At 70.4% G+C, this 19,051-nt stretch carries 22 protein-coding genes; 13 read left to right on the forward strand and 9 right to left on the reverse strand.

Translation table 11 applies throughout. The annotated features are described in order from the left end of the window. Positions 1 to 73: 73 nt before the first annotated feature. Positions 74 to 916: a sulfurtransferase gene (locus BKA15_RS24430; protein WP_312879262.1), complete on the reverse strand. Its 843-nt coding sequence runs from the start codon at positions 914 to 916 to the stop codon at positions 74 to 76. An 18-nt stretch (positions 917 to 934) separates the two neighbouring features. Here BKA15_RS24430 and BKA15_RS24435 point away from each other — a divergent pair, with 18 nt between their 5' ends. After that, entirely contained in the window at positions 935 to 1,852 is a 918-nt protein-coding gene (locus tag BKA15_RS24435; protein WP_179755228.1) for an RDD family protein, read from the forward strand. A gap of 11 nt (positions 1,853 to 1,863) precedes the next feature. Here BKA15_RS24435 and BKA15_RS24440 read toward each other — a convergent pair whose 3' ends face one another. The 4 genes from BKA15_RS24440 to BKA15_RS24455 all read right to left on the reverse strand — a co-directional run bounded on the left by BKA15_RS24440 (position 1,864) and on the right by BKA15_RS24455 (position 4,612). Continuing rightward, positions 1,864 to 2,811, reverse strand: coding sequence for an AraC family transcriptional regulator (locus BKA15_RS24440; RefSeq protein ID WP_179755231.1), 948 nt, complete (start codon positions 2,809 to 2,811; stop codon positions 1,864 to 1,866). A 28-nt stretch (positions 2,812 to 2,839) separates the two neighbouring features. After that, on the reverse strand, positions 2,840 to 3,460 hold the full coding sequence (locus BKA15_RS24445) for an NAD(P)-dependent oxidoreductase (protein WP_179755232.1): 621 nt from the start codon (positions 3,458 to 3,460) through the stop codon (positions 2,840 to 2,842). 131 nt (positions 3,461 to 3,591) lie between these two features. Beyond that, on the reverse strand, positions 3,592 to 4,266 hold the full coding sequence (locus BKA15_RS24450; RefSeq protein ID WP_179755234.1) for a hypothetical protein: 675 nt from the start codon (positions 4,264 to 4,266) through the stop codon (positions 3,592 to 3,594). 31 nt (positions 4,267 to 4,297) lie between these two features. Next, entirely contained in the window at positions 4,298 to 4,612 is a 315-nt protein-coding gene (locus BKA15_RS24455; protein WP_179755236.1) for a histidine phosphatase family protein, read from the reverse strand. A 74-nt stretch (positions 4,613 to 4,686) separates the two neighbouring features. On the opposite strand from BKA15_RS24455, the gene BKA15_RS24460 reads away from it, so the two are divergent. Continuing rightward, a complete protein-coding gene (locus BKA15_RS24460) occupies positions 4,687 to 5,079 on the forward strand; it encodes an MmcQ/YjbR family DNA-binding protein (protein ID WP_179755238.1) in 393 nt (130 codons plus the stop codon). Here BKA15_RS24460 and BKA15_RS24465 read toward each other — a convergent pair. The 4 genes from BKA15_RS24465 to BKA15_RS24485 form a co-directional block, all read right to left on the reverse strand. Beyond that, positions 5,070 to 6,368 (reverse strand): AAA family ATPase, encoded by a 1,299-nt coding sequence (locus BKA15_RS24465; protein WP_179755240.1) that lies wholly within the window; start codon positions 6,366 to 6,368, stop codon positions 5,070 to 5,072. The genes BKA15_RS24460 and BKA15_RS24465 overlap by 10 nt on opposite strands. A gap of 89 nt (positions 6,369 to 6,457) precedes the next feature. Next, positions 6,458 to 7,222 (reverse strand): PIG-L deacetylase family protein, encoded by a 765-nt coding sequence (locus BKA15_RS24470; protein ID WP_218871557.1) that lies wholly within the window; start codon positions 7,220 to 7,222, stop codon positions 6,458 to 6,460. A 289-nt stretch (positions 7,223 to 7,511) separates the two neighbouring features. Continuing rightward, positions 7,512 to 8,078, reverse strand: a complete 567-nt coding sequence (locus tag BKA15_RS24480) for an isochorismatase family protein (RefSeq protein ID WP_179755243.1) — start codon at positions 8,076 to 8,078, stop codon at positions 7,512 to 7,514. Beyond that, positions 8,075 to 9,424 carry a nicotinate phosphoribosyltransferase gene (locus BKA15_RS24485; RefSeq protein ID WP_312879706.1) on the reverse strand — a complete coding sequence of 450 codons (1,350 nt, stop codon included), beginning with the start codon at positions 9,422 to 9,424 and terminating at the stop codon, positions 8,075 to 8,077. The genes BKA15_RS24480 and BKA15_RS24485 overlap by 4 nt, the downstream gene beginning before the upstream one ends. 141 nt (positions 9,425 to 9,565) lie before the next feature. Between BKA15_RS24485 and BKA15_RS24490 the strand changes: the two genes are divergently transcribed. The 11 genes from BKA15_RS24490 to BKA15_RS24540 all read left to right on the forward strand — a co-directional run bounded on the left by BKA15_RS24490 (position 9,566) and on the right by BKA15_RS24540 (position 19,016). Continuing rightward, positions 9,566 to 10,693: a serine hydrolase domain-containing protein gene (locus BKA15_RS24490; protein WP_179755245.1), complete on the forward strand. Its 1,128-nt coding sequence runs from the start codon at positions 9,566 to 9,568 to the stop codon at positions 10,691 to 10,693. Next, on the forward strand, positions 10,690 to 12,072 hold the full coding sequence (locus BKA15_RS24495; protein WP_218871558.1) for a sulfatase: 1,383 nt from the start codon (positions 10,690 to 10,692) through the stop codon (positions 12,070 to 12,072). The genes BKA15_RS24490 and BKA15_RS24495 overlap by 4 nt, the downstream gene beginning before the upstream one ends. A 12-nt stretch (positions 12,073 to 12,084) precedes the next feature. Continuing rightward, the gene (gene clpS, locus BKA15_RS24500; RefSeq protein WP_179755247.1) at positions 12,085 to 12,402 is read left to right on the forward strand and encodes an ATP-dependent Clp protease adapter ClpS; all 318 of its coding nucleotides are present in this window, start codon (positions 12,085 to 12,087) and stop codon (positions 12,400 to 12,402) included. A gap of 18 nt (positions 12,403 to 12,420) precedes the next feature. Next, positions 12,421 to 12,993: a DUF2017 domain-containing protein gene (locus BKA15_RS24505; protein ID WP_179755250.1), complete on the forward strand. Its 573-nt coding sequence runs from the start codon at positions 12,421 to 12,423 to the stop codon at positions 12,991 to 12,993. 4 nt (positions 12,994 to 12,997) lie between these two features. Continuing rightward, positions 12,998 to 13,750 carry a DedA family protein gene (locus tag BKA15_RS35820; RefSeq protein ID WP_179755252.1) on the forward strand — a complete coding sequence of 251 codons (753 nt, stop codon included), beginning with the start codon at positions 12,998 to 13,000 and terminating at the stop codon, positions 13,748 to 13,750. An 11-nt stretch (positions 13,751 to 13,761) separates the two neighbouring features. Next, positions 13,762 to 14,181 (forward strand): M67 family metallopeptidase, encoded by a 420-nt coding sequence (locus BKA15_RS24515; protein ID WP_179755254.1) that lies wholly within the window; start codon positions 13,762 to 13,764, stop codon positions 14,179 to 14,181. A 68-nt stretch (positions 14,182 to 14,249) separates the two neighbouring features. Beyond that, the gene (locus tag BKA15_RS24520) at positions 14,250 to 14,522 is read left to right on the forward strand and encodes a MoaD family protein (protein WP_179755256.1); all 273 of its coding nucleotides are present in this window, start codon (positions 14,250 to 14,252) and stop codon (positions 14,520 to 14,522) included. 7 nt (positions 14,523 to 14,529) lie between these two features. Beyond that, positions 14,530 to 15,480, forward strand: a complete 951-nt coding sequence (locus tag BKA15_RS24525; protein ID WP_179755258.1) for a PLP-dependent cysteine synthase family protein — start codon at positions 14,530 to 14,532, stop codon at positions 15,478 to 15,480. A 21-nt stretch (positions 15,481 to 15,501) separates the two neighbouring features. Continuing rightward, positions 15,502 to 15,876 carry a hypothetical protein gene (locus BKA15_RS24530; protein WP_179755259.1) on the forward strand — a complete coding sequence of 125 codons (375 nt, stop codon included), beginning with the start codon at positions 15,502 to 15,504 and terminating at the stop codon, positions 15,874 to 15,876. A gap of 684 nt (positions 15,877 to 16,560) precedes the next feature. Then, positions 16,561 to 18,666 carry a twin-arginine translocation signal domain-containing protein gene (locus BKA15_RS24535; RefSeq protein ID WP_179755261.1) on the forward strand — a complete coding sequence of 702 codons (2,106 nt, stop codon included), beginning with the start codon at positions 16,561 to 16,563 and terminating at the stop codon, positions 18,664 to 18,666. A 20-nt stretch (positions 18,667 to 18,686) separates the two neighbouring features. Then, positions 18,687 to 19,016 (forward strand): hypothetical protein, encoded by a 330-nt coding sequence (locus BKA15_RS24540; protein WP_179755263.1) that lies wholly within the window; start codon positions 18,687 to 18,689, stop codon positions 19,014 to 19,016. Positions 19,017 to 19,051 lie beyond the last annotated feature (35 nt).

The following is a 19,051-nucleotide window of genomic DNA, read 5'->3' on the forward strand; positions in this document are numbered from 1 at the left end:
TTCTTGCCCAAGGACGCGTCACGTGGGCCGACGGCTCCCGTCTGTGCGTGTCGCGTGCGGCAGGGCTCTGCGATCAGGCGGTCTCGACGGGCAGCTCGGGCCGGTTCGACCACTGGGACCAGGAACCGGGATAGAGGACCGGCCGGTAGCCGGCCACGGTCAGCGCCGCCGCGGCGTGGGAAGCGGTGATGCCGGAACCGCAGTAGACCGCGACCTCGGCGCCGTCCGGCAATCCGAGGCCGGCGTAGCGCTCGCGCAGCGCCGCCCGGGCCAGGAAGTGCTGGTCCGGGCCGAGGTTTCCGCCGGTCGGTGCGTTCAACGCACCCGGGATGTGGCCGGCCCGCGGGTCGATCGGCTCGGTCTGGCCGCGGTAGCGCTCGGCGGCCCGGACGTCGAGCAGTCGGCCCCGGCCGGCGAACTCGGTGACGTGATCGAGGTCGGTGGTCGGCAGCGCTCCGTACGCGAGCGTGACCGAGCCGGGTTCCGGGTCGACGTCGCCGGACTCGGTCGGCAGCCCGGCGGCGACCCAGCCGGCCAGGGCGCCGTCGAGGATCCGGACGTCGGTCAGGCCGGCGTGCCGGAGCAGCCACCAGGCCCGGGCCGCGGCCAGGTTGCCGCCGTCGTCGTACACCACGACCGCCGAGTCGTCGTCGATGCCCCAACTGCGGGCGGCCTGCTGCAGCACGGCGAGGTCCGGCAGCGGATGCCGACCGTCGTCCTTGGTGGCCGGCGCGGCCAGTTGTTGATCAAGGTCGACGTACACGGCGCCGGGCAGATGCCGTTCCCGGTAGGCCGGCCGCCCGTCCGGTTCGGCCAGGGTCCAGCGGACGTCCAGCACGACCGGCCGGCGATCGGGGGCGGCCAGCGCCTCCGCCAGCTCGTCCGCGGTGATCAAGATCTCGGTGTTCGTTCCCACCTCACTAGGCTAGGGCGCGTGAGTAATGACATCCCGGTCGGCTCCCCGCCCGTCCCGCCCGGTCGCCATGCGGCGCCCGGCGGCTGGTACCCGGATCCGGTCGATCCGGCGCGGGAGCGCTACTGGGACGGTTGGCAGTGGTCGCGGAACACGCGCCAGGCCGAGACGCCGCCGCCTCCGTCGCCGCACCCCGGAATGCCGGCCCCGGGCCAGCCGCAGCAAGGCTTTCCGCCGCAGCCGGGCCAGCCGCCGCAGCAGGGTTATCCGCCCCAACCGGGAATGCCGCCCCAGCAGGGATACCCGCCCCAGCAGGGCCAGCCGTATCAGCAGGGCCAGCCGTATCAGCACGGAATGCCGCCGCAGTACGGGATGCCGGCCGGTGGCCAGCCGGCGCTGCGTACCGCGGACGGCGTCGAGGTGTCGGGCTGGTGGTACCGGGTGCTGGCCGCGGTGATCGACTGGCTGATCTTCACGGTGATCTCCGGCCTCGTCTCGATCCCGGTCTATCTGCGGATGATGCCGGCGTTCCAGGCGCTGTTCGAGGAGTCGATGCGAGCGGCCGAGGAAGGCCGGATCATGCCGATGACCGACACCACCCGCCTCATCCCGCCGGGTGATCAACTTCTGCTGACCGTGATCGCGATCGGCGTCGGCCTGCTCTACCACGGGTTCTTCCTGCGCTGGCGGGGCGCGACGCCCGGCAAACTGGTCGTCGGGCTCCGGGTCGTGCCGCTGGACCAGGGCCGGTTCGCCGGCCGGCTGCCCTGGCGCGCGGTGATCCTGCGGACCTTGATCTGGGTGCTGCCGGGTGTCGCCGCCGTGCTGATCATCTTCCAGTTGATCGACGTCCTGGTGCCGCTCGGCCATCCCAAGAAGCAGGCGCTGCATGATCTTGCCGCCGGCACGCAGGTGATCAAGAAGCTGCCCGGGGCGTGATCAGATCTTGATCAGGACGCGGCTGCCGCGAGCGCGCGGTGCTGCTGCGGGCTGATCCCGCGTTCCCGCTTGAACGCGGCACTGAGGGCGAACGCCGTCGCATAGCCGACCTGGCGCGCGACGGCCTCCAGCGTGAGGCCCGGCTGACAGACCAGGTCGGCGGCGAGGGCCAGCCGCCAGCCCGTCAGGTACGCCATCGGCGGCTCGCCGACCAGGTCGGAGAACCGGCGGGCCAGCACGGCCCGGGAGACGCCGACCTCCTTGGCCAGCGCGGCCACCGTCCACGGGTGTTCCGGCGCATGCTGGAGCAGCCGCAGCGCCTTGCCGACCACCGGGTCGCCCTGGGCCCGATACCAGGCCGGGGCCTTGTCCCGCTGGCGGCCGAACCAGGTGCGCAGCACGGCGATCACCAGGGCGTCCAGCAGCCGGTCCAGCATGGCCCGCTGGCCCGGGCCGTCCCGGTTGGACTCGTGCGCGATCAGCGCGACCAGCGGCGAGTCCCACTCCTCGCGGCGCACCGCGAGCAGCGGCGGCAGCGCGGCCAGCAGGGCCCGGCTGACCTCGCCGGCGCGTTCGTAGCTTGCGGTGAGCAGCACCGTGGCGCCGTCGGCGTGCTCGCCCCAGGTCCGGATGCCGAGGTTCCATTCGTCCACCAGGGACCTGCCGTCGGCGGCACTGGTGCAGCGCTGGCCCGGGTAGACGATCACCGACGGCTCGGTGTCCGGATGGTCGGCCACCGTGTAGTGGCCGCCGCCGGTCGCCACCGCGATGTCCCCGGGCACCAGTCGGACCGCGTCGCCGTCGGGCGGCACGATCCAGGCCCAGCCGGAGATCGGGGCGACGACCGTGAGCGGCGACTCGTCCTCGATCCGGATCGACCAGGGCGGGCTCATGATCGACCGCAGCAGGAAGGCGCTCCGGGCCCGCGGCCCGTCCAGCAACCCGTCGAGCATGTCCATGACGATCCCCGTTCCTGGTGGGAGTTGATCAGTACGATAGCCCGGGCGCCTTGTGCAGCGAGGATTCGTCGGTCAGTCGGCCGATCAGGTAGTCGGCGACGTCGGCCCGGGAGATCTTCAGGGTGATGCTCGCCCGGGTGTCGAAGCCGTGCTGGTAGTTCCCGGTGCGCGGGCCGTCGGTGAACGCGGCCGGCCGGACGATCGTCCAGTCCAGGCCACTGTCCCGGACAGCGGCTTCCTGGAGCTCGTGGTCGGCGTACGCCTTGCGCAGCAGCAGTCCGAACATGACGTGGCGCCACCAGAAGTTCAGGTGCGGCCGGCTGTCCCCGGCGCCGAGGGTGGACTGGCAGATCAGTCGGCGGACACCGGCCCGGCGCATCGCCTCGATCACGGCGATCGTGCCGGCGGCGCGGACCCCGCCCTTGGCGCCGGCGCCGAGCGCGACGATCACAGCGTCCGCGCCGGCCAGGGCCGGGGTGAGCTGGTCGGGGTCGAGCGGGTCGGCCTCGACCACGGTGAGCCGCTCGTGCCGGGTGTCGATCTTGCTGTGGTCCCGGGTGACGGCGGTGACGGCGTGGCCGGCGTCGAGCGCCTGCTCGACGACCAGCCGGCCGACGGTTCCGGTGGCTCCGATGACGGTGACGTTCATGATCCTGCTCCTTCGGTGGGTCTGGCTTGGTGTCTCCAGTACACGGTCGATGGAGCGCTGGAACCATCGTCATGAGTCTTGACGGCATGCGTGATCGTCTCGACTTCGGAGTCGAGTGCGTATGGTGTTGGTCAGTGGGCGGTGGGCCAGCCGCGGTCGGTCAGGCCCTGCGCGATCGCGGCCGGCTCGGCGACCTCGATCCCGAGCAGCCGGCGCCGGAGCCGGCGGCCCTGGTCCGGGTCCGGCGGGCCGGCGGGCGGTGCCGTCCCGTCCACGATCCCGGCGATGATCATGATCAACTCGACGACGCGGTCGGCCGACCCGGCCGGCCCGGTGATCACGAACGGAACGTCGGCTTCGATCAAGGCCTCCAGCCGCTCCACGATCTCGCCCTCGTCGCGTACCGCGGCCGAGAGTCCCTCCAGCTCGGCCGTCTCGACCGCCCGCTGCCAGCCGGGCGCGTCCGGGATCTCGATCATGATCGTCACCTCGGGATCCAGCTCCCGCGCCGCGACCGCGACCCGGGCGGCCGCACCGGCAAGATCATCGAGATCGCGCAGGCCGGTCCGCACCCCGGTGACCCGGAGCCGCTCGAACCGCCGCCTGGCCAGCGCCACCAGCCCGCCCGCACCGCCGGTGTTGATCACGCGGCACGGCACCGGTTCGGAGACGTCCAGCTCGCGATCGACGGCGGCCAGCCGGTCGTCCGGTACGACGACGGAGCCCAGGATCGGATCGTCCGTGATGGCAGGGCCGGGCCCCGCGGACGCGTCGTCCAGTAACCCGGTCAGCCAGGAATCGACCACGTGGCCAGGGTAGCCGCCGCCGGCCGGCGGGTCAGCGATCGGTCGTGACGACGTCAGGAAACGCGAGTCCGGTCCAGAACGATCCAGCCTCGGTCCCGGCGGCAACGACCCCGCGGGCCACCAGCCAGGCCGTGAGCACCATGCCGTGCGTGGCCACGACGACCTCGCCCGGAAGATCATCAAGTCCGGCCTGGAACCGCGCCGCCGCCTGCTCGGGCGTTTCCCAGCCGCGGTGACGTCCGTCCGGTCGGCCGATCACCCAGGCCAGCCGCCGTGCTCGGTGATCATCGTCGAACGGCTCGCCGGGTCGCACGACCTCACTGGGGATGTCGTAAAACCTCCTCATCCGGAATGGTTCAACGTTGGAATCGGCTCCAGTGCTTCGCTGGTGGGGGTTTGACGACAGGCACAATGGGCGGCATGGCTGCATACACCGACGGGGATGTCGATCAGGCGCTGGCTGCTGTCCGGGTCGCCTGCCTCGGGCTGCCGGAGTCCTCGGAGCGGCCGAGTCATGGCGGGCCGGCGTTCTTCATCAAGGACAAGAAGTGCTTCGTGATGTTCCTCGATGATCATCACGGGGATGGGCGGCTGGCGATCTGGTGCGCGGCGCCGCCCGGTGCCCAGGCGGACCTGGTGGAGACGGAGCCGGACCGGTTCTTCGTGCCGCCCTACGTGGGGCACCGGGGTTGGCTCGGTGTCCACCTGGTCGACATCGATCAGGACGAGTTGAACGCGATCTGCCTGGACGCATTCCGCGCCGTGGCGCCGAAGCGGGTGCTGGACCAGCTCGACGATCAAGATCAGAGGTAGCTGCCCTGCAGCGGCTCCGGTTGCCAACGGCCGTCCTTCACCACGGTACGGATCCGGTCGGTGGTCAGGTCCTCGCCGTACGCGAGCAGGGCCCGGCGGACGATCTCGCGGAGATCGGCACCGGACACGTTGTCCGGCAGCATCGCTGCGATCGCATCCACATCGACCAGCGTCTCGAGCCCGGCCAGATAGCGGGTGAGGATCTTGGCCCGGTCGGCCTGGTCGGGGTAGCCGAGGGTGATGATCGAATCGAACCGGGCGCTCCGGGTCGCCGCCGCGTCAAGGGCACTGGGATCGTTGGTCGAGGCGATGGTCAGCACCTCCTCGTACTCCTCGGCACCGTCCATCACCGAGAGGAAGTCGGCCAGCGCGGAGCCGCGATCGCCCTGCCGGCGGTCGCCGAGGTAGAGGTCGATGTCCTCCAGAATGATCAAGGCCGGGCCGAACCGCTCGGTCTCCCGGTAGACGTCACGCAGCGCGTTGGCGCCGGCCCGGGCGTCGACGACGATCACCGTGAACCGGCCGACCAGCTCACCGGCGATCACCCGCGCGACGGCGCTCTTGCCGACCCCGGGCGGGCCGGCGATCAGGACGCCGCGGCGGGTGCTGAAGCCGCGCTCGCGCATCACGTCGGCCCGGCCGGTCAGGGCGGCCAGGTTGAGGTCGAGTTCGGCCCAGACGTCGGGCTTGATGATCAGATCCTGCCGCTGGAGCCGCGGCGGCTCGAGGATCTTCCACTGCAGCCCCATCGCAAGGTCGACGCCGACCATCCGGCCGCGGTAGAAGTTCTTCTCCTCGACGGCCGTGCGGTTCAGGTCGTCGAGCAGGGTGCGCGCCTCGGCTCGGTGTGCCGGATCGGAGAACACGCGGACGTCCCAGGCGAAGGCGCCGTAGTCCTCGCGCTCGATCTGGACGACCAGCGGCGCCGACGAGACCGTACCGGCGGGGAAGTGGGCTGAGGCCGCGGACGGCAGCGACAGCGTTTCGCCGTCGATGTCGAACTGCGTCCAGGTCGGCGCCTCGTCGCTCACCGCGGGCCCGAGCCGCGGATCGTGCTTCATGATCAGGTCGTTCAGGACTGCGGAGAGCGAGATGCCGCCCCAGGCCGTCGTCGTGATCGTCTCGCAGGCGAGCGTGGTGGGGTGGGCGCCGAGGGCACGCCAGACGAACGACTCCGGCGATTCGGTGATCATCGCCGTGTCGGTCAGCAGCTCGCCGAGCAGTTGCAGCGCTCGCCGCACGTCGTGCGGTTCGCCGAGCAGCCGCGACTGCATCGAGATGTCGTCCATGGGTCCTTTCAGTTGATCTTGAGGCGAACGTTCCAGGATACGGAGCACCTGAGCGCCGGGCAACGGAGTTTCTCGCGTGCTCAGGTGTCTCAGAAGCGGCGGAAGAACTCGCGGTGCCCGGCCGCTTCGGCGATCGCGCGCAGGAGGACGCCGTCGTGCACGCCGGCGAGTGGATCGACGAGATCCGCCAATGCGGAGGTCCCGAGTCCAGGGTGGTAGAGGTCCAGTGCGGCGGCTCGGGAACGCCTTGCGGACAAGGAAGGAACGACGTCGATCAGGTCGGCGTCGGCCGGGACTCCGTGGATGCCGCCGGAGCCGATCTTGGCGCCGGGCGCGAGCTCGCCGAGCCGGGCGGCCGCGACCTCGACGTCCACGGCGCGGACGCAACCGGCGAGGACCAGGGGGACCGAGCCCCGGGCTGCCAGGACCGCCTCGTGCACGCGGAGGTGGTCGGGATGTCCGGTCACACCGTCGGCGTCGTTGATGATCACGACGTCCGGGCTGACCTCCGCGACGAAGTCTCCGATGGCGTCGGCCAGGTCGGCCAGAGGCGCGGCCGCCAGCGAGCCCGCCGAGGCGGAGTCGCCGAGGTCCTGCCAGGTTCCGGGGCGCAGGAGTTGTGCAGCGGAAGCACCCAACGCCGCGCCGGCGAGGGCGTACTGGCGCAACCGGATCGGCCCGAACACTTCGCCGCCGGTCAGGGTGGCGAGCCTGACTTCGCAGCCGGCACGTGCGTAGTCGGCCAGCGTCGCGCCGGCGAAGTAGGACTCGTCATCGGGATGCGCGAAGATCGCCGCGATCCGTGATCTTGCACCGTTCGGCAACGGAAGTTCGGGCAGGGCAGGCACCATCATCGCCTTTCGGAGTCGGGTCGGCGGACTGCGGAGTTCTCGGTGGCCCTGGCGAGGCTGGTGTCGAACACGTCCCTGAGCCTGTCGAAGGGCAAGGCCACGGCGGTCCGGCTTGGCACTTCCGCCTTGCTCCGTGCGCGTTCGACACGCGGCCTCGGTGGTCCCGTCCTCGGACTCCGGCAAGGTCGGCCGCAGCTGTTTCCGGGGCGCTGGTCCTGCACATTCACCGCGAGGTGATCCACCACGGCGCCGAGGTTTCCCTGCTCCGTGACCTCTACGCCTGGCGGGAGGCTTAGCGAAGCTGGCCGGCGAAGGTGACGCCGACCTCGTCCAGGGCGGCCTTCGCGGCGGGCCAGCGGTCCGGGGCTACGGCGGCGGTGAGGTCGAGCAGCACCCGGGTCTCCAGGCCGTTGGCGCGGGCGTCCAGGGCGGTGGCGCGGACGCAGTAGTCGGTGGCGATGCCGCAGACGTCGACCTGGGTGACGTGGTGCTCGGTCAACCAGGCGGCCAGCACCTTGCCGTCGGACGAGCGTCCCTCGAAGCCCGAGTAGGCGGCCGCGTACTCGCCCTTGTCGAAGACCGCCGCGAAGTCGCGGAACGTCAGTTGATCATGGAATTCGACGCCGGGGGTGCCGACCACGCAATGCGGCGGCCAGGAGTCGACGAAGTCCGGTTGATCGGAGAAATGATCACCGGGATCGATGTGGTGATCACGGGTCGCGACGACATGATCGTAGTCGTGGCCGCCCTCCAGTAGCGCGCTGATCCTGCCCGCGACGGCGGCGCCGCCGGCGACGGCCAGCGAGCCGCCCTCACAGAAGTCTCGTTGTACGTCGACGACGATCAATGCCGTGGTCATGATCGACTTCCCTTTCCGGTCCGGTACGGATTCGCGGCGTCCTCACCATGATCGAGATAGCGGGTCTCGATCACCGGCTCGCCGCGGGACATCTTCAATGCTTCGATCGGCAGCTCGGCCCGGGACCGGAAGTGGCGCTCCCGGGCGGCCGACAACGGTTCCTCGCCGACGATCTCGCCATGATCGACGAGCTGCTTCAGCAGCGGCCGGTCGTTCTCGTCGCCGTCCGGCGGCCGGCCGATGCCGATCACCTCGGCCTCCGCGACCCCGGCCCGATCCAGCCGGCGCAGCGCGAACTTGCGGCCGCCGACGCTGATCTTGTCCGTGCTCTTCTTCGCGACGCTGACCAACTCCGCGTCCCGGTCGGCCGAGGTCGCCCGGGCCACCAGCTTGTAGACGAAGCCGCAGGTCGGGTGGCCGCTGCCGGTGACCAGCGCGGTGCCGACGCCATAGCCGTCGACCGGGGCGCCGGACAGGGCCGCGATGGTGAACTCGTCCAGGTCGCTGGTGACGATGATCTTGGTCCGGGTCGCGCCCAGCGAGTCGAGCAGATCACGTACCTGCTTGGCCAAGAGGCTGAGGTCACCGGAGTCGAGGCGGACGGCGCCGAGCCGGCCCTGGGTGAGCCGCACCCCGGTCCGTACCGCCTCGAAGACGTCGTAGGTGTCGACCAGCAGCGTGGTCTGTTCGCCCATCGCAGCCAGCTGGGCCGCGAAGGCCGCCTCCTCGGTGTCGTGCAGCAGGGTGAAGGAGTGCGCGGCGGTACCCGTCGTCGGCACGCCGTACCGCCGCCCGGCCTCGAGGTTGGAAGTGGCCTGGAAACCGGCGATGTAGGCCGCCCTGGCGGCGCCGACCGCGGCCAGTTCCTGGGTCCGGCGGGAGCCCATCTCGATGCACGGCCGGTCGCCCGCGGTCACCGTCATCCGGGACGCCGCCGAGGCGATCGCCGAGTCGTGGTTGTAGATGCTCAGCAGGACGGTCTCCAGCAACACGCCTTCGGCGAACGTGCCGTCGACCACCAACAGCGGCGAGCCGGGGAAGTAGATCTCGCCCTCCGGGTAGCCCCAGATCGACCCGGCGAACCGGTAGTCGGCCAGCCAGTCGGCGGTCTCGGAGTCGACCACGTCGCGGTCGATCAGGAATCGGATCGTCTCCTCGTCGAACCTGAAGTGGCGCAGCGCCCGCAGCGCCCGGCCGACTCCGGCCACGACGCCGTACCGGCGACCGGGCGGCAGTCGTCGCGGGAACAGCTCGAACACACTGCGCCGCAGGGCTGTGCCGCCGCGCAGGGAGGCGCGGAGCATGGTCAACTCGTAATGGTCGGTGAGCAGTGCCGTGGTCGGCACCTCGCTCGGTCCCCAGCTCGGCTTGATCCCGGCCGGGTCGTGTTCCGCTGCCACCCGGCCAGCCTACGGCGCCGATCCGGCGGCGGCCGGGAATGCCGCCCGTGGCCTTGTGGTTCATGGCATCCGACGAGAGGACTTCGGATGACTTGGGATGCGGTGGACGCGGCGATCGACAACGCGCTGGCGGAGCGGCGGATCGTCGGCACGGTGGTGCTGATCGCGAAGGACGGCGAGCTCGCGTACCGGCGCGCGGCCGGGCTGGCCGACCGGGAGACCGGCCGCCCGATGACGGAACAGACCTGGTTCCGCTGGTCGTCACTGAGCAAGCCCGTCACGGCCACGACCACGCTGGCCCTGGTCGAGCGCGGCGAGCTGGACCTGACCAGCCCGGTCACCCGCTGGCTGCCCGACTTCCGGCCGGCGCTCGCCGACGGCACCCGCCCCGAGATCACGGTCGACCACCTGCTGCTGCACACCGCCGGTCTCCGGTACGGCTTCGGCGACCCGACCGGGGACTACCCGGCGGCCGGCATCTCCGACGGCCTGGACCGGACCGGACTGACGCTGGCCGACAACGTCGCCCGGATCGCCGGAGTCCCGTTGTTGTTCCCGCCCGGCACGGACTGGGAGTACTCGGTCGGCTACGACGTGCTCGGCGCCGTGATCGAAGCCGCGACCGGCCGGCCGCTGCCCGATGTCGTGGCCGAGCTGATCACCGGTCCGCTCGGCCTGTCCGCCCGGTTCGCTGTCGAGAGCGACGAGAACCTGGCCGTTCCGTACGCGGACGGCGAGCCGGAGCCGACCCGGCTGCTCGAGACGAACCCGGTGCCGTTCGGCGAACTGGGCCTGCTCCGGATGTCGCCCGAGCGGATTCTCGACGCGAACCAGTTCCCGGCCGGCGGTGCCGGGATGGCCGGCCCGGCGGGCGACCTGCTGACGTTCCTGGAGGCGATCCGGACCGGCGGCGGCCCGATCCTCACCGCGGAGACGGTGGCCGGGATGCTGCCGTCCCGGACCGCCCGCGAGGTCGCGCCCGGGGTGACCGGCGGCTTCGGCCGCGGCTGGTCGGTGATCGTCGACCCGGCCGCCGAGGGTAGCCCGCTGTCGGCCGGTTCGATCACCTGGGGCGGCGTGTTCGGGCACAGCTGGGCCGTCGACCTGGAGCGCAAGATCACCATCGTGAGCCTCAGCAACACCGCCCTGGAAGGGATGTGGGGCCGCTTCCCGGCCGACGTGTTCGCGGGCGCTGTGTCAGGATCACCGAAGTGACGCCGAACCTGATCGTGATCTTGGTCGACGACCTCGGCTGGACCGATCTCAGCTGCTACGGGTCGGACTTCTACGAGACGCCGCACCTGGACGCGCTGGCGGCCGGCGGTGCCCGGTTCACCCAGGCCTACGCGGCCGCGCCGGTCTGCTCGCCCAGCCGGGCGGCGCTGATGACCGGCAAGTGGCCGGCCCGGGTCGGCGTGACCAACTTCATCGGCGGGCACGCGGTGGGCCGGCTGGCCGACGTGCCGTACTTCCACGGCTTGCCGCGCAACGAGCACTCGCTGGCCCGGGCGCTGGCCGACGGCGGCTACGCCACCTGGCATGTCGGCAAATGGCATCTGGGCGAGCGGCTCACCTCGCCCGAGACGCACGGCTTCGCGGTCAACGTCGGCGGCTGCGGCCTCGGTCACCCACCGAGCTACTTCAGCCCGTACGGGATCCCGACGCTGGCCGACGGCCCGGTCGGCGAATACCTGACCGGCCGGCTCACCGACGAGGCGGTCCGGCTGATCGACGAGCATGATCAACAGCGGCCGTTCTTCCTCAACCTGTGGCACTACACCGTGCACACGCCGATCCAGGCGCCGCAGCCGTTGATCGACAAGTACCGCGCCAAGGCCGACCGGCTCGGCCTGGACACCGAGCCGCTCGTCGACGGTGAGCCGATGCCGGCCTGGCACCTGGACGGGATCCGGGTGCGTCGGCGAACGCGGCATTCCCATCCCGGCTACGCGGCCATGATCGAGACCCTCGACGACAGCGTCGGCGCGATCGTCGAGGCACTGCGGCGGACCGGCCAGCTGGACCGGACCGTGATCGTCTTCACGTCCGACAACGGCGGCCTGGCCACCGCGGAGGGCTCGCCGACCTGCAACGCGCCACTGGCCGAGGGCAAGGGCTGGATGGAGGACGGCGGGCTGCGCGTCCCGCTGATCGTCAGCGGCCCCGGCGTCGAGCCGCTGGAGACCGACGCGCTGACCAGCACGCCGGACCTCTACCCGACCCTGCTCGGGCTGGCCGGCGTCGAGCCGCCGGCCTGGCACCGGCCGGACGGGGTCGATCTGGCTCCGGCCGCCTACGGGCAGCCGTTCGACCGCGGGCCGCTGTTCTGGCACTACCCGCACTACTCCAACCAGGGCGGCACGCCCGGCGCGGCGGTCCGCGAAGGTCGCTGGAAGCTGATCCGCTGGTACGAGGACGGCCGGCAGGCGCTCTACGACCTGGCCGCCGAAGTGGGCGAGCGGGACGACCGGGCGGCCGCGGAGCCCGAACTGGTCGGCCGGCTGGCCGGGTTGCTGGACGACTGGCTGCTGGAGGTCGGCGCTCTCGTACCGGCTGCCAACCCGGCGGTTTCGTCTCCTCGGCTCGGCCTTTGACACAATGGCGGCATGTCGCAAACCGAGGGTCCGGTCGTCACGCCGGCCGGAGGGACCGCGATCGCCGAGCGTCCGGTCGAGGACACCGCTCAGGACATCCCCTGGGTGACGATCGTCTGGGACGATCCGGTCAACCTGATGTCGTACGTCACCCATGTCTTCGTCACGTACTTCCACTATCCGAAGGCCAAGGCCGAGCGGTTGATGCTGCAGGTGCACAACGACGGCAAGGCGATCGTGGCCAGCGGGACCAGGGAGGCGATGGAGCGCGACGTCAAGGCGATGCACGAGTACGGGCTCTGGGCGACGCTCGACCGCGCCGAACAGTAAAGGGAACTGGGTAACACTTTGCAGAGGTTCAAGCGCAAGGGCGGCACGATCGTCACGACGCTCAGCGCCGACGAGGTCGAGCTGCTGGCCTCGCTGGTCGGCCAGCTGGTCGAGATGGTGTCCGAGGGGGAGCCGGAGCAGTATTCGGGCCCGGCGGACGACTCGTTCGCCCAGTGGACCCGGGAGCTGGAGCAGACCGACGAGACGACCGAGCCGGCCGATCCGGTGCTGAAACGGCTGTTCCCGAACGCGTACCCCGCCGATGCGGACGCCGCCGCCGACTTCCGCCGGTTCACCGAGCGGGACCTGCGGGCGACCAAGGTGACCGAGGCCATGGCGGTGCTGCGGCGACTCGGCGAGACCGACCACGGCCGCAACCCGCTCCGGATCCCGGCCCAGGAGACCGACGCCTGGCTGCGCACCCTGACCAGCGTCCGGCTCGCGGTCGCCACCCGGCTCGGTGTCACGGATGCGGGGGCCGCGGAGGAGATCGCCTCGATCCCGCCGCACGATCCGCGGGCCTTCATGGCCAGCGTGTACGAGTGGCTGGGGTTCGCCCAGGAGACCATGATCATGGCCCTGGACCGGTGAGCGGGTGACGACCACCGAATCCGGCCCGCCGACCAGCTGGCGGGACCTGGCGCCCTGGGAGGGCAAGGCGAGCCGGCTGGACAAGGCGCTGCTGATCGCGATCATCGCCCTGATCGGGTACGGGTTCGCGATGATGCCGCTGAAGCCCTTCCTGCTCGCGTCCCACCCGGTGCTGCTGGAGTTCCTGACCGGCGGGTACGCCTCCATCGGTGCGGCCGCGGCCTTCGCCCGGATCGGCGAGATCCCGCTCTGGCAGGTGATCTTCGCCGGCGTCGTGGGCATGATCAAATTCGACTGGCTGTTCTGGTGGACCGGGCGGCAGTGGGGCCGCGGCATCATCAAACTGTTCGCCAACGGGGAGCGGGCGAAGCGGATCGCCGGGCGGGCGCACGATCTGAACCCGTGGCTGGTCAGGTCCGCGGTCGTGCTGGCGATGCTGCCCGGCATCCCGTCCGCGCTGGTGTTCGCGATCGCCGGCTGGACCGGGATGCGGCTGCTGACGTTCCTGCTGCTGGACGCGCTCGGTGCGTTGTTGATCACCGGTCTGGTGGCCGGGCTCGGCTTCCAGCTCGGCCAGTGGGCGGTCGACATCGTGCTCACCGTCGACAAGTACGCGCTGTGGGTCAGCCTCGCCTTGATCATCGGCATCTCGCTGATCACCGGGATCAAGCAGAGCCGGCGCCAGGCGAAGGCAGCGGCAGCCCGTGACGAGTCTCAGGATGCGGGCGCGGCGCCGGAGGGGGACCGGCCCGACTAGGCTCCGCCTCTGTGCTGACGATTCGCCGTGACCTGGTCGATGACATCATCGCGCACGCCAAGCAAGATCATCCGGACGAGGCCTGCGGCGTGATCACCGGGCCGGAGGGCTCCGACGATCCGGTGCGGCTGGTCCGGATGACCAACGCCGCGCGGTCGCCGACGTTCTTCGAGTTCGATTCGACCGAGCACAAGCAGCTGGCCAACGAGATGTTCGAGCAGGACCACGAGATCGTCGTGGTCTACCACTCGCACACGGCGACCGAGGCCTACCCGTCGCGGACCGACATCTCCCTCGCCGCCGAGCCACAGGCCCATTACCTGCTGGTGTCGACCGCGGACAGCGGCAACGGCGACGGGCCGGTCTCGGTGCGGTCGTATCGCATCGTGGACGGCGAGGTCACCGAAGAGGAGATCGCGTACCGGGAATAGCCCGGCCCGGCGAGGGTGTTGCTGACGAAGTGGGACCCGCACCGGCGGGCGAGCGAAGGAGAAGGCGAATGGCCGTCGAGATCAGGATTCCGACCATTCTGCGGACGTACACGGACGGGCAGAAGCAGGTGCAGGGCACCGGTGACACCGTCGAGCGGGTGATCGACGACCTGGAGAGCCGGCACCCGGGACTGAAGGACCGGCTGGTCGAGGAGGCGGGCATCCGCCGTTTCGTCAACGTCTACGTGAACGACGAGGACGTACGGTTCACCGGCGGGCTCGGTTCGCCGGTCGCCGACGGCGACGTGATCGTCGTCCTGCCGGCCGTCGCCGGAGGCTGACCGGCCGATGACCCGGTACGCGTCGCTCGCCGCCTCGGTCGGCAACACGCCCCTGGTCGGGCTGCCCCGGTTGTCGCCGGGGGAGGGCGTCCGGCTCTGGGCCAAGCTCGAGGACCGCAACCCGACCGGATCGATCAAGGACCGGGCGGCGCTGTCCATGATCAACGCGGCCGAGTCCGAAGGGACGCTGCGGCCCGGCTGCACGATCTTGGAACCGACCAGCGGCAACACCGGCATCGCCCTGGCCATGGCGGCCAAGCTCAAGGGCTACCGGCTGGTCTGCGTGATGCCGGAGAACACGTCCGCCGAACGTAAGCAGCTGCTCGCCATGTGGGGCGCGGAGATCGTCTCCTCGCCCGCGGCCGGCGGCTCCAACCAGGCGGTCAGCGTGGCCAAGAAGCTCGCCGCGGAGCATCCGGACTGGGTGATGCTCTACCAGTACGGCAACCGGGCCAACGCCGACGCGCACTACGCCGGTACGGCTCCCGAGATCGCCGCCGACCTGCCCGAGGTGACTCACGTCGTGGCCGGGCTCGGCACCACCGGGACGCTGATGGGGATCGGGCGCTACTTCGCCGAGCACCGACCGTCGGTCAAGATCATCGCCGCCGAGCCGCGCTACGGCGAACTCGTCTACGGCCTGCGCAACCTCGACGAGGGCTTCGTCCCGGAGCTGTACGAGGAGAAGTACGTCACCGGCCGGTTCTCGGTCGGCGCCCGCGACGCCATCCGCCGGGTCCGCCAACTGCTGGAGACCGAGGGCATCTTCGCCGGCCTGTCCACCGGCGCCGTCCTGCACGCCGCCCTGGCCCAGGCCGCGCGTTCGCTGAAGGCCGGCGAGACCGCCGACATCGTCGTGATCATCGCCGACGGCGGCTGGAAGTACCTGTCCACCGGCGCGTACGACACGGACCTGGACACCGCCGAGGAACTGCTGGACGGCCAGGTCTGGGCCTGAATCGCCCTACCCTCGGGGCCCATGACCCACTACCCCTCGTACGTCCCCGCCGAACTCGTCGGCGCCGCTGAGCAGGCCGCTGCGCAGGAAGTGCAGCAGGAACGGCGGTGGCAGGTGCTCGTCGAATACTCGAACCACGGCGGGGCCATGCCACCGACCATCATCGAGCTCTATGGCGACGGCGCGACCGACCTGGCCGGGGCGGTTGCCGAGGCGGAGCGAGCCGCCTTCGAGTTCGATCCGCCCGACCCGCGCCTGCCCCAGGACCGGCACGTGTTCCGGACCGGGGAAGGGGAGTTCGTGGTGATCATCGAGGGAGCCGTGAGCCAGTTCTACCTCAAGGTGACGGTCGGAGAACTGTGCGACGCACCCGGAGCTCCGACGCTCCCTGGATGAAGCCGGGACTCGTGCCCCGAACCTCATCGAAGCGCCGATCCCCACCACCGCGCCCTGAGCCTGTCGAGCGGGCAAGCCAGGTCCGACGGCTGCCTCAGCATCAGCGACTGGACCGGGCCAGCCCCACGATCCCTGAGCTGTCGAAGGGCAAGGCAGGGCGACGCGAACGGGAGTCCGGGCAGGGATGTCGCGATTTCTCTTCGCACGAGAGGGTGCAACGTTGTACCGCGCAGTTCCGTTCGATGCCGAGAGAAATCGCGACATCGAGCACGGCCAGGAAGCAACGGGTCCTGGTGGATCCGGGCTTAGGGAGCGTGGGGCCTTGCCCTGCACAGGCTCAGGGGAACGTGGGGCTTTGATCTTCGACGAGCTCAGGGCGATCGAAGACCTCCTGGACTGACCGGCTCCGCGCCCTGGGCAGGACCGCCCGACCTCCCTGAAGGTGCTGTTGTCGACAAACCCACGCGCTGAAGCCGATCTGACGTCGGGATGTCGACAATCCCACGCAGGTTGGCGGCGTTGGTGCGGCTGGCCTGGCCCTTCGACCGGCCAGGGGACGACTGACGTGGCGCCCCCTGTCCACCAATTGCGGTAAGCGCTTGCCGATCTTGAATGCGCGGTGATACGTTGAGCCGCGTTCGAGGTGAAGCACGGCACAGTGGCCGCATCCGGGGAGTGATCAACATGCCTCCGTTCAACCGTCGACAGTTCCTGGCCGTCAGCGCGGCCGGCACCGCAGGTGCAGCGCTCGCGGCCGGCACCGCGCACGCCGCGGCCGAGGGGATCACGGTGCGGGTCGGTGCCGTCGCGGGCCGCGGGATGCCGCTGGTCGGCTTCAACACCGGGCACTTCATGCCGAACGGCAACACGGCGGCCTGGATCGAGTACGCCGCGGTGAACGCGGTCCGGTTCTTCGCCAACCTGTCCGCCTGGTGCCCGGACAGCGCGTTCGACCCGGGGTCCGGCGTCGAGACGATCGACGACTTCGATGCCCGGAAATCCCTGCTGCGCAAGGATTCCGACCGATACATCGATTGGCGGGCGCTGCGCCAGGTCTGGTCCACCCAGATCTACCCGACGACCAACCACTACAACCTCGACTACCAGATCGACCGGCTGCACCGGCTCGGGATCACGCCGATCATGGAGGCGGCGGAGTTCCGCTGGAACTCGCCGTGGTCCGGACTCTGGCTGATGTGGCAGAAGCACTACGCCTTCACCCACCACCTGGCGTCCCGGTGGGGCGTCGAGCGGTACAACTTCGTCAACGAACCCGATCACCCGAGCGCGGCCGACGACATCGTCGACCAGACCGTCTACATCCGCGGACTGCAGATCGCCGCGGACGCGATCCGGGCGGCGATCGCGGATGTCAACGCCGAGCACGGCAGGAAGCTCCGGGCGATCGTGCAGGCGCCGGTGATCACGCACGCCTCACAGACCGGTGCCGACTACCACATGGACGCCGACCCGGACGCCGACGCCCGCGACGATGAACACGGCTGGGGCGAGATCTGTCTGCGCAACCTGCGCACCGACTACCACGGCGACACCGTTGATCATGACCTGTTCGACGTGTTCGACACCCATCTGTACAACAAGACGGCGGCGACGTACACGTACGAGCTCGAGATGATGCGGGCGAAGATGCGCGAGTACACGCCGACCGGCGTGGCGTTGCCGATCGTGTACTCGGAGTTCAACCGTCGCAACACCGGAGCCTTCGAGACCAGCGGCGACGACCTGAACACCCCGATGATCTTCAGCGACCTGGCCGAGATCTGGGGCGCGACCCTGACCGGTGGCGCCGAGGGAATGATCTGCTTCAAGTTCGACAACACGGTGCGGGCCAACGGGATCCCTTACGGGACAGGGCATTACTACGTCGAGAACGCGGGCGACTACAACATCCGCGGGGCCAAGAAGGCGGCCGAGGCGAACCGGATGTTCGCCGACCGGTTCGCGGCCCGGGACGGGCGGGTCGTGCTGGCGGCAAGCGTCACGTCCGCCGGCCCGGCGATCATGCCCGGCGCGATGGTCGCGTCCCATGATCGAGATCTCGGACGCTGCTCCCTGTGGCTGCCGCATCGGTCCTCCGAGGCCGCCCATCCGCTGACGATCGACCTGTCCGGCTCGCCGGTCCGCGCCGCCGGCGCCACCGTGATCATTCGCGAGGTGAGCGCCGTCCACAGCGGCGACGTGATCATGGTGGACACGGTGCCGGAGTCCGGAGTGATCACGGCGAACCAGCCGGCCGACTGCGTCTGGCTGATCACGTTGCTGGAGCGTCGCTCGGCGCCGCGGCGGCGGCAGCCCTTCGCCACCGTCGGGCTGACTCCCGGCGGTGCGACGGCGACGCTGCCGGTCGGTCGCGGCGGCACTGCCGCGCCCGGCGTCGGCTATCTCGCGTTCGAGGCGCCCGCCGAGGCCCGGTCCGCGATCCTGGAGCTCGACGGCGCCGCCGGTGACGGGTCGCCGCTGACCTTCCAGGTCTACGCCCTGAGCCGGACCGACTGGGCCGGCGACGAGTTGACCTGGGAGTCGGCGCCTTGTCTCGATCCCGACGAAGTCCGGGCGGATTCGGTCGGTCGGGAGGCCTTCCCGGCCGGTCAGCTGACCGCACCGGCCGAGCCGGGAGTCGCCCGGCTCGACGTGACCCGGGTGCTCGGCAAGGCGCGGCAGGGCCGGCTCGGCTTCCTGCTGGTCCGGGAACGGGCGCACGACGAGGACACCGCCGACGACGGGCGCCGGGCCGAATTCACCGGTGCGCGCCTGGTCTGGTGGTCCTGACCTGACGCTACGCTCCCGAGGTGACCGAATTCCCTGTCTACGAACCGGGCCAGAGCTCTCAACCCAGCCCCGAGAACATGTTCTACGTGCTGGTGGAGTTCTCGAACCAGGGTTCGGCGAAGCCGCCGACCTTGATCGAGTACGGCGTCGAGCAGGCCTTCCCGTCGCTGGAGCAGGCCCAGCAGGAGGCACGCCGGATCGCGTTCGAGTTCGAGCCGCCGGACCCGTTCTCGCCGCAGGGGCGGCAGGTGTTCCAGACCCATGACCGGGAGTTTGTGACGATCATCCAGGGCGCCATGTCGACGTTCCACTTCTTCACCCGGGTGGGCCAGTACCTCGGCGGTTCATGATCACCGGCGCTCCTCGTCCTTGACATGGAACGATG

The sequence above is a fragment of the Microlunatus parietis genome (assembly GCF_013407955.1).
In the GTDB taxonomy this organism is placed as follows: domain Bacteria; phylum Actinomycetota; class Actinomycetes; order Propionibacteriales; family Propionibacteriaceae; genus Microlunatus; species Microlunatus parietis.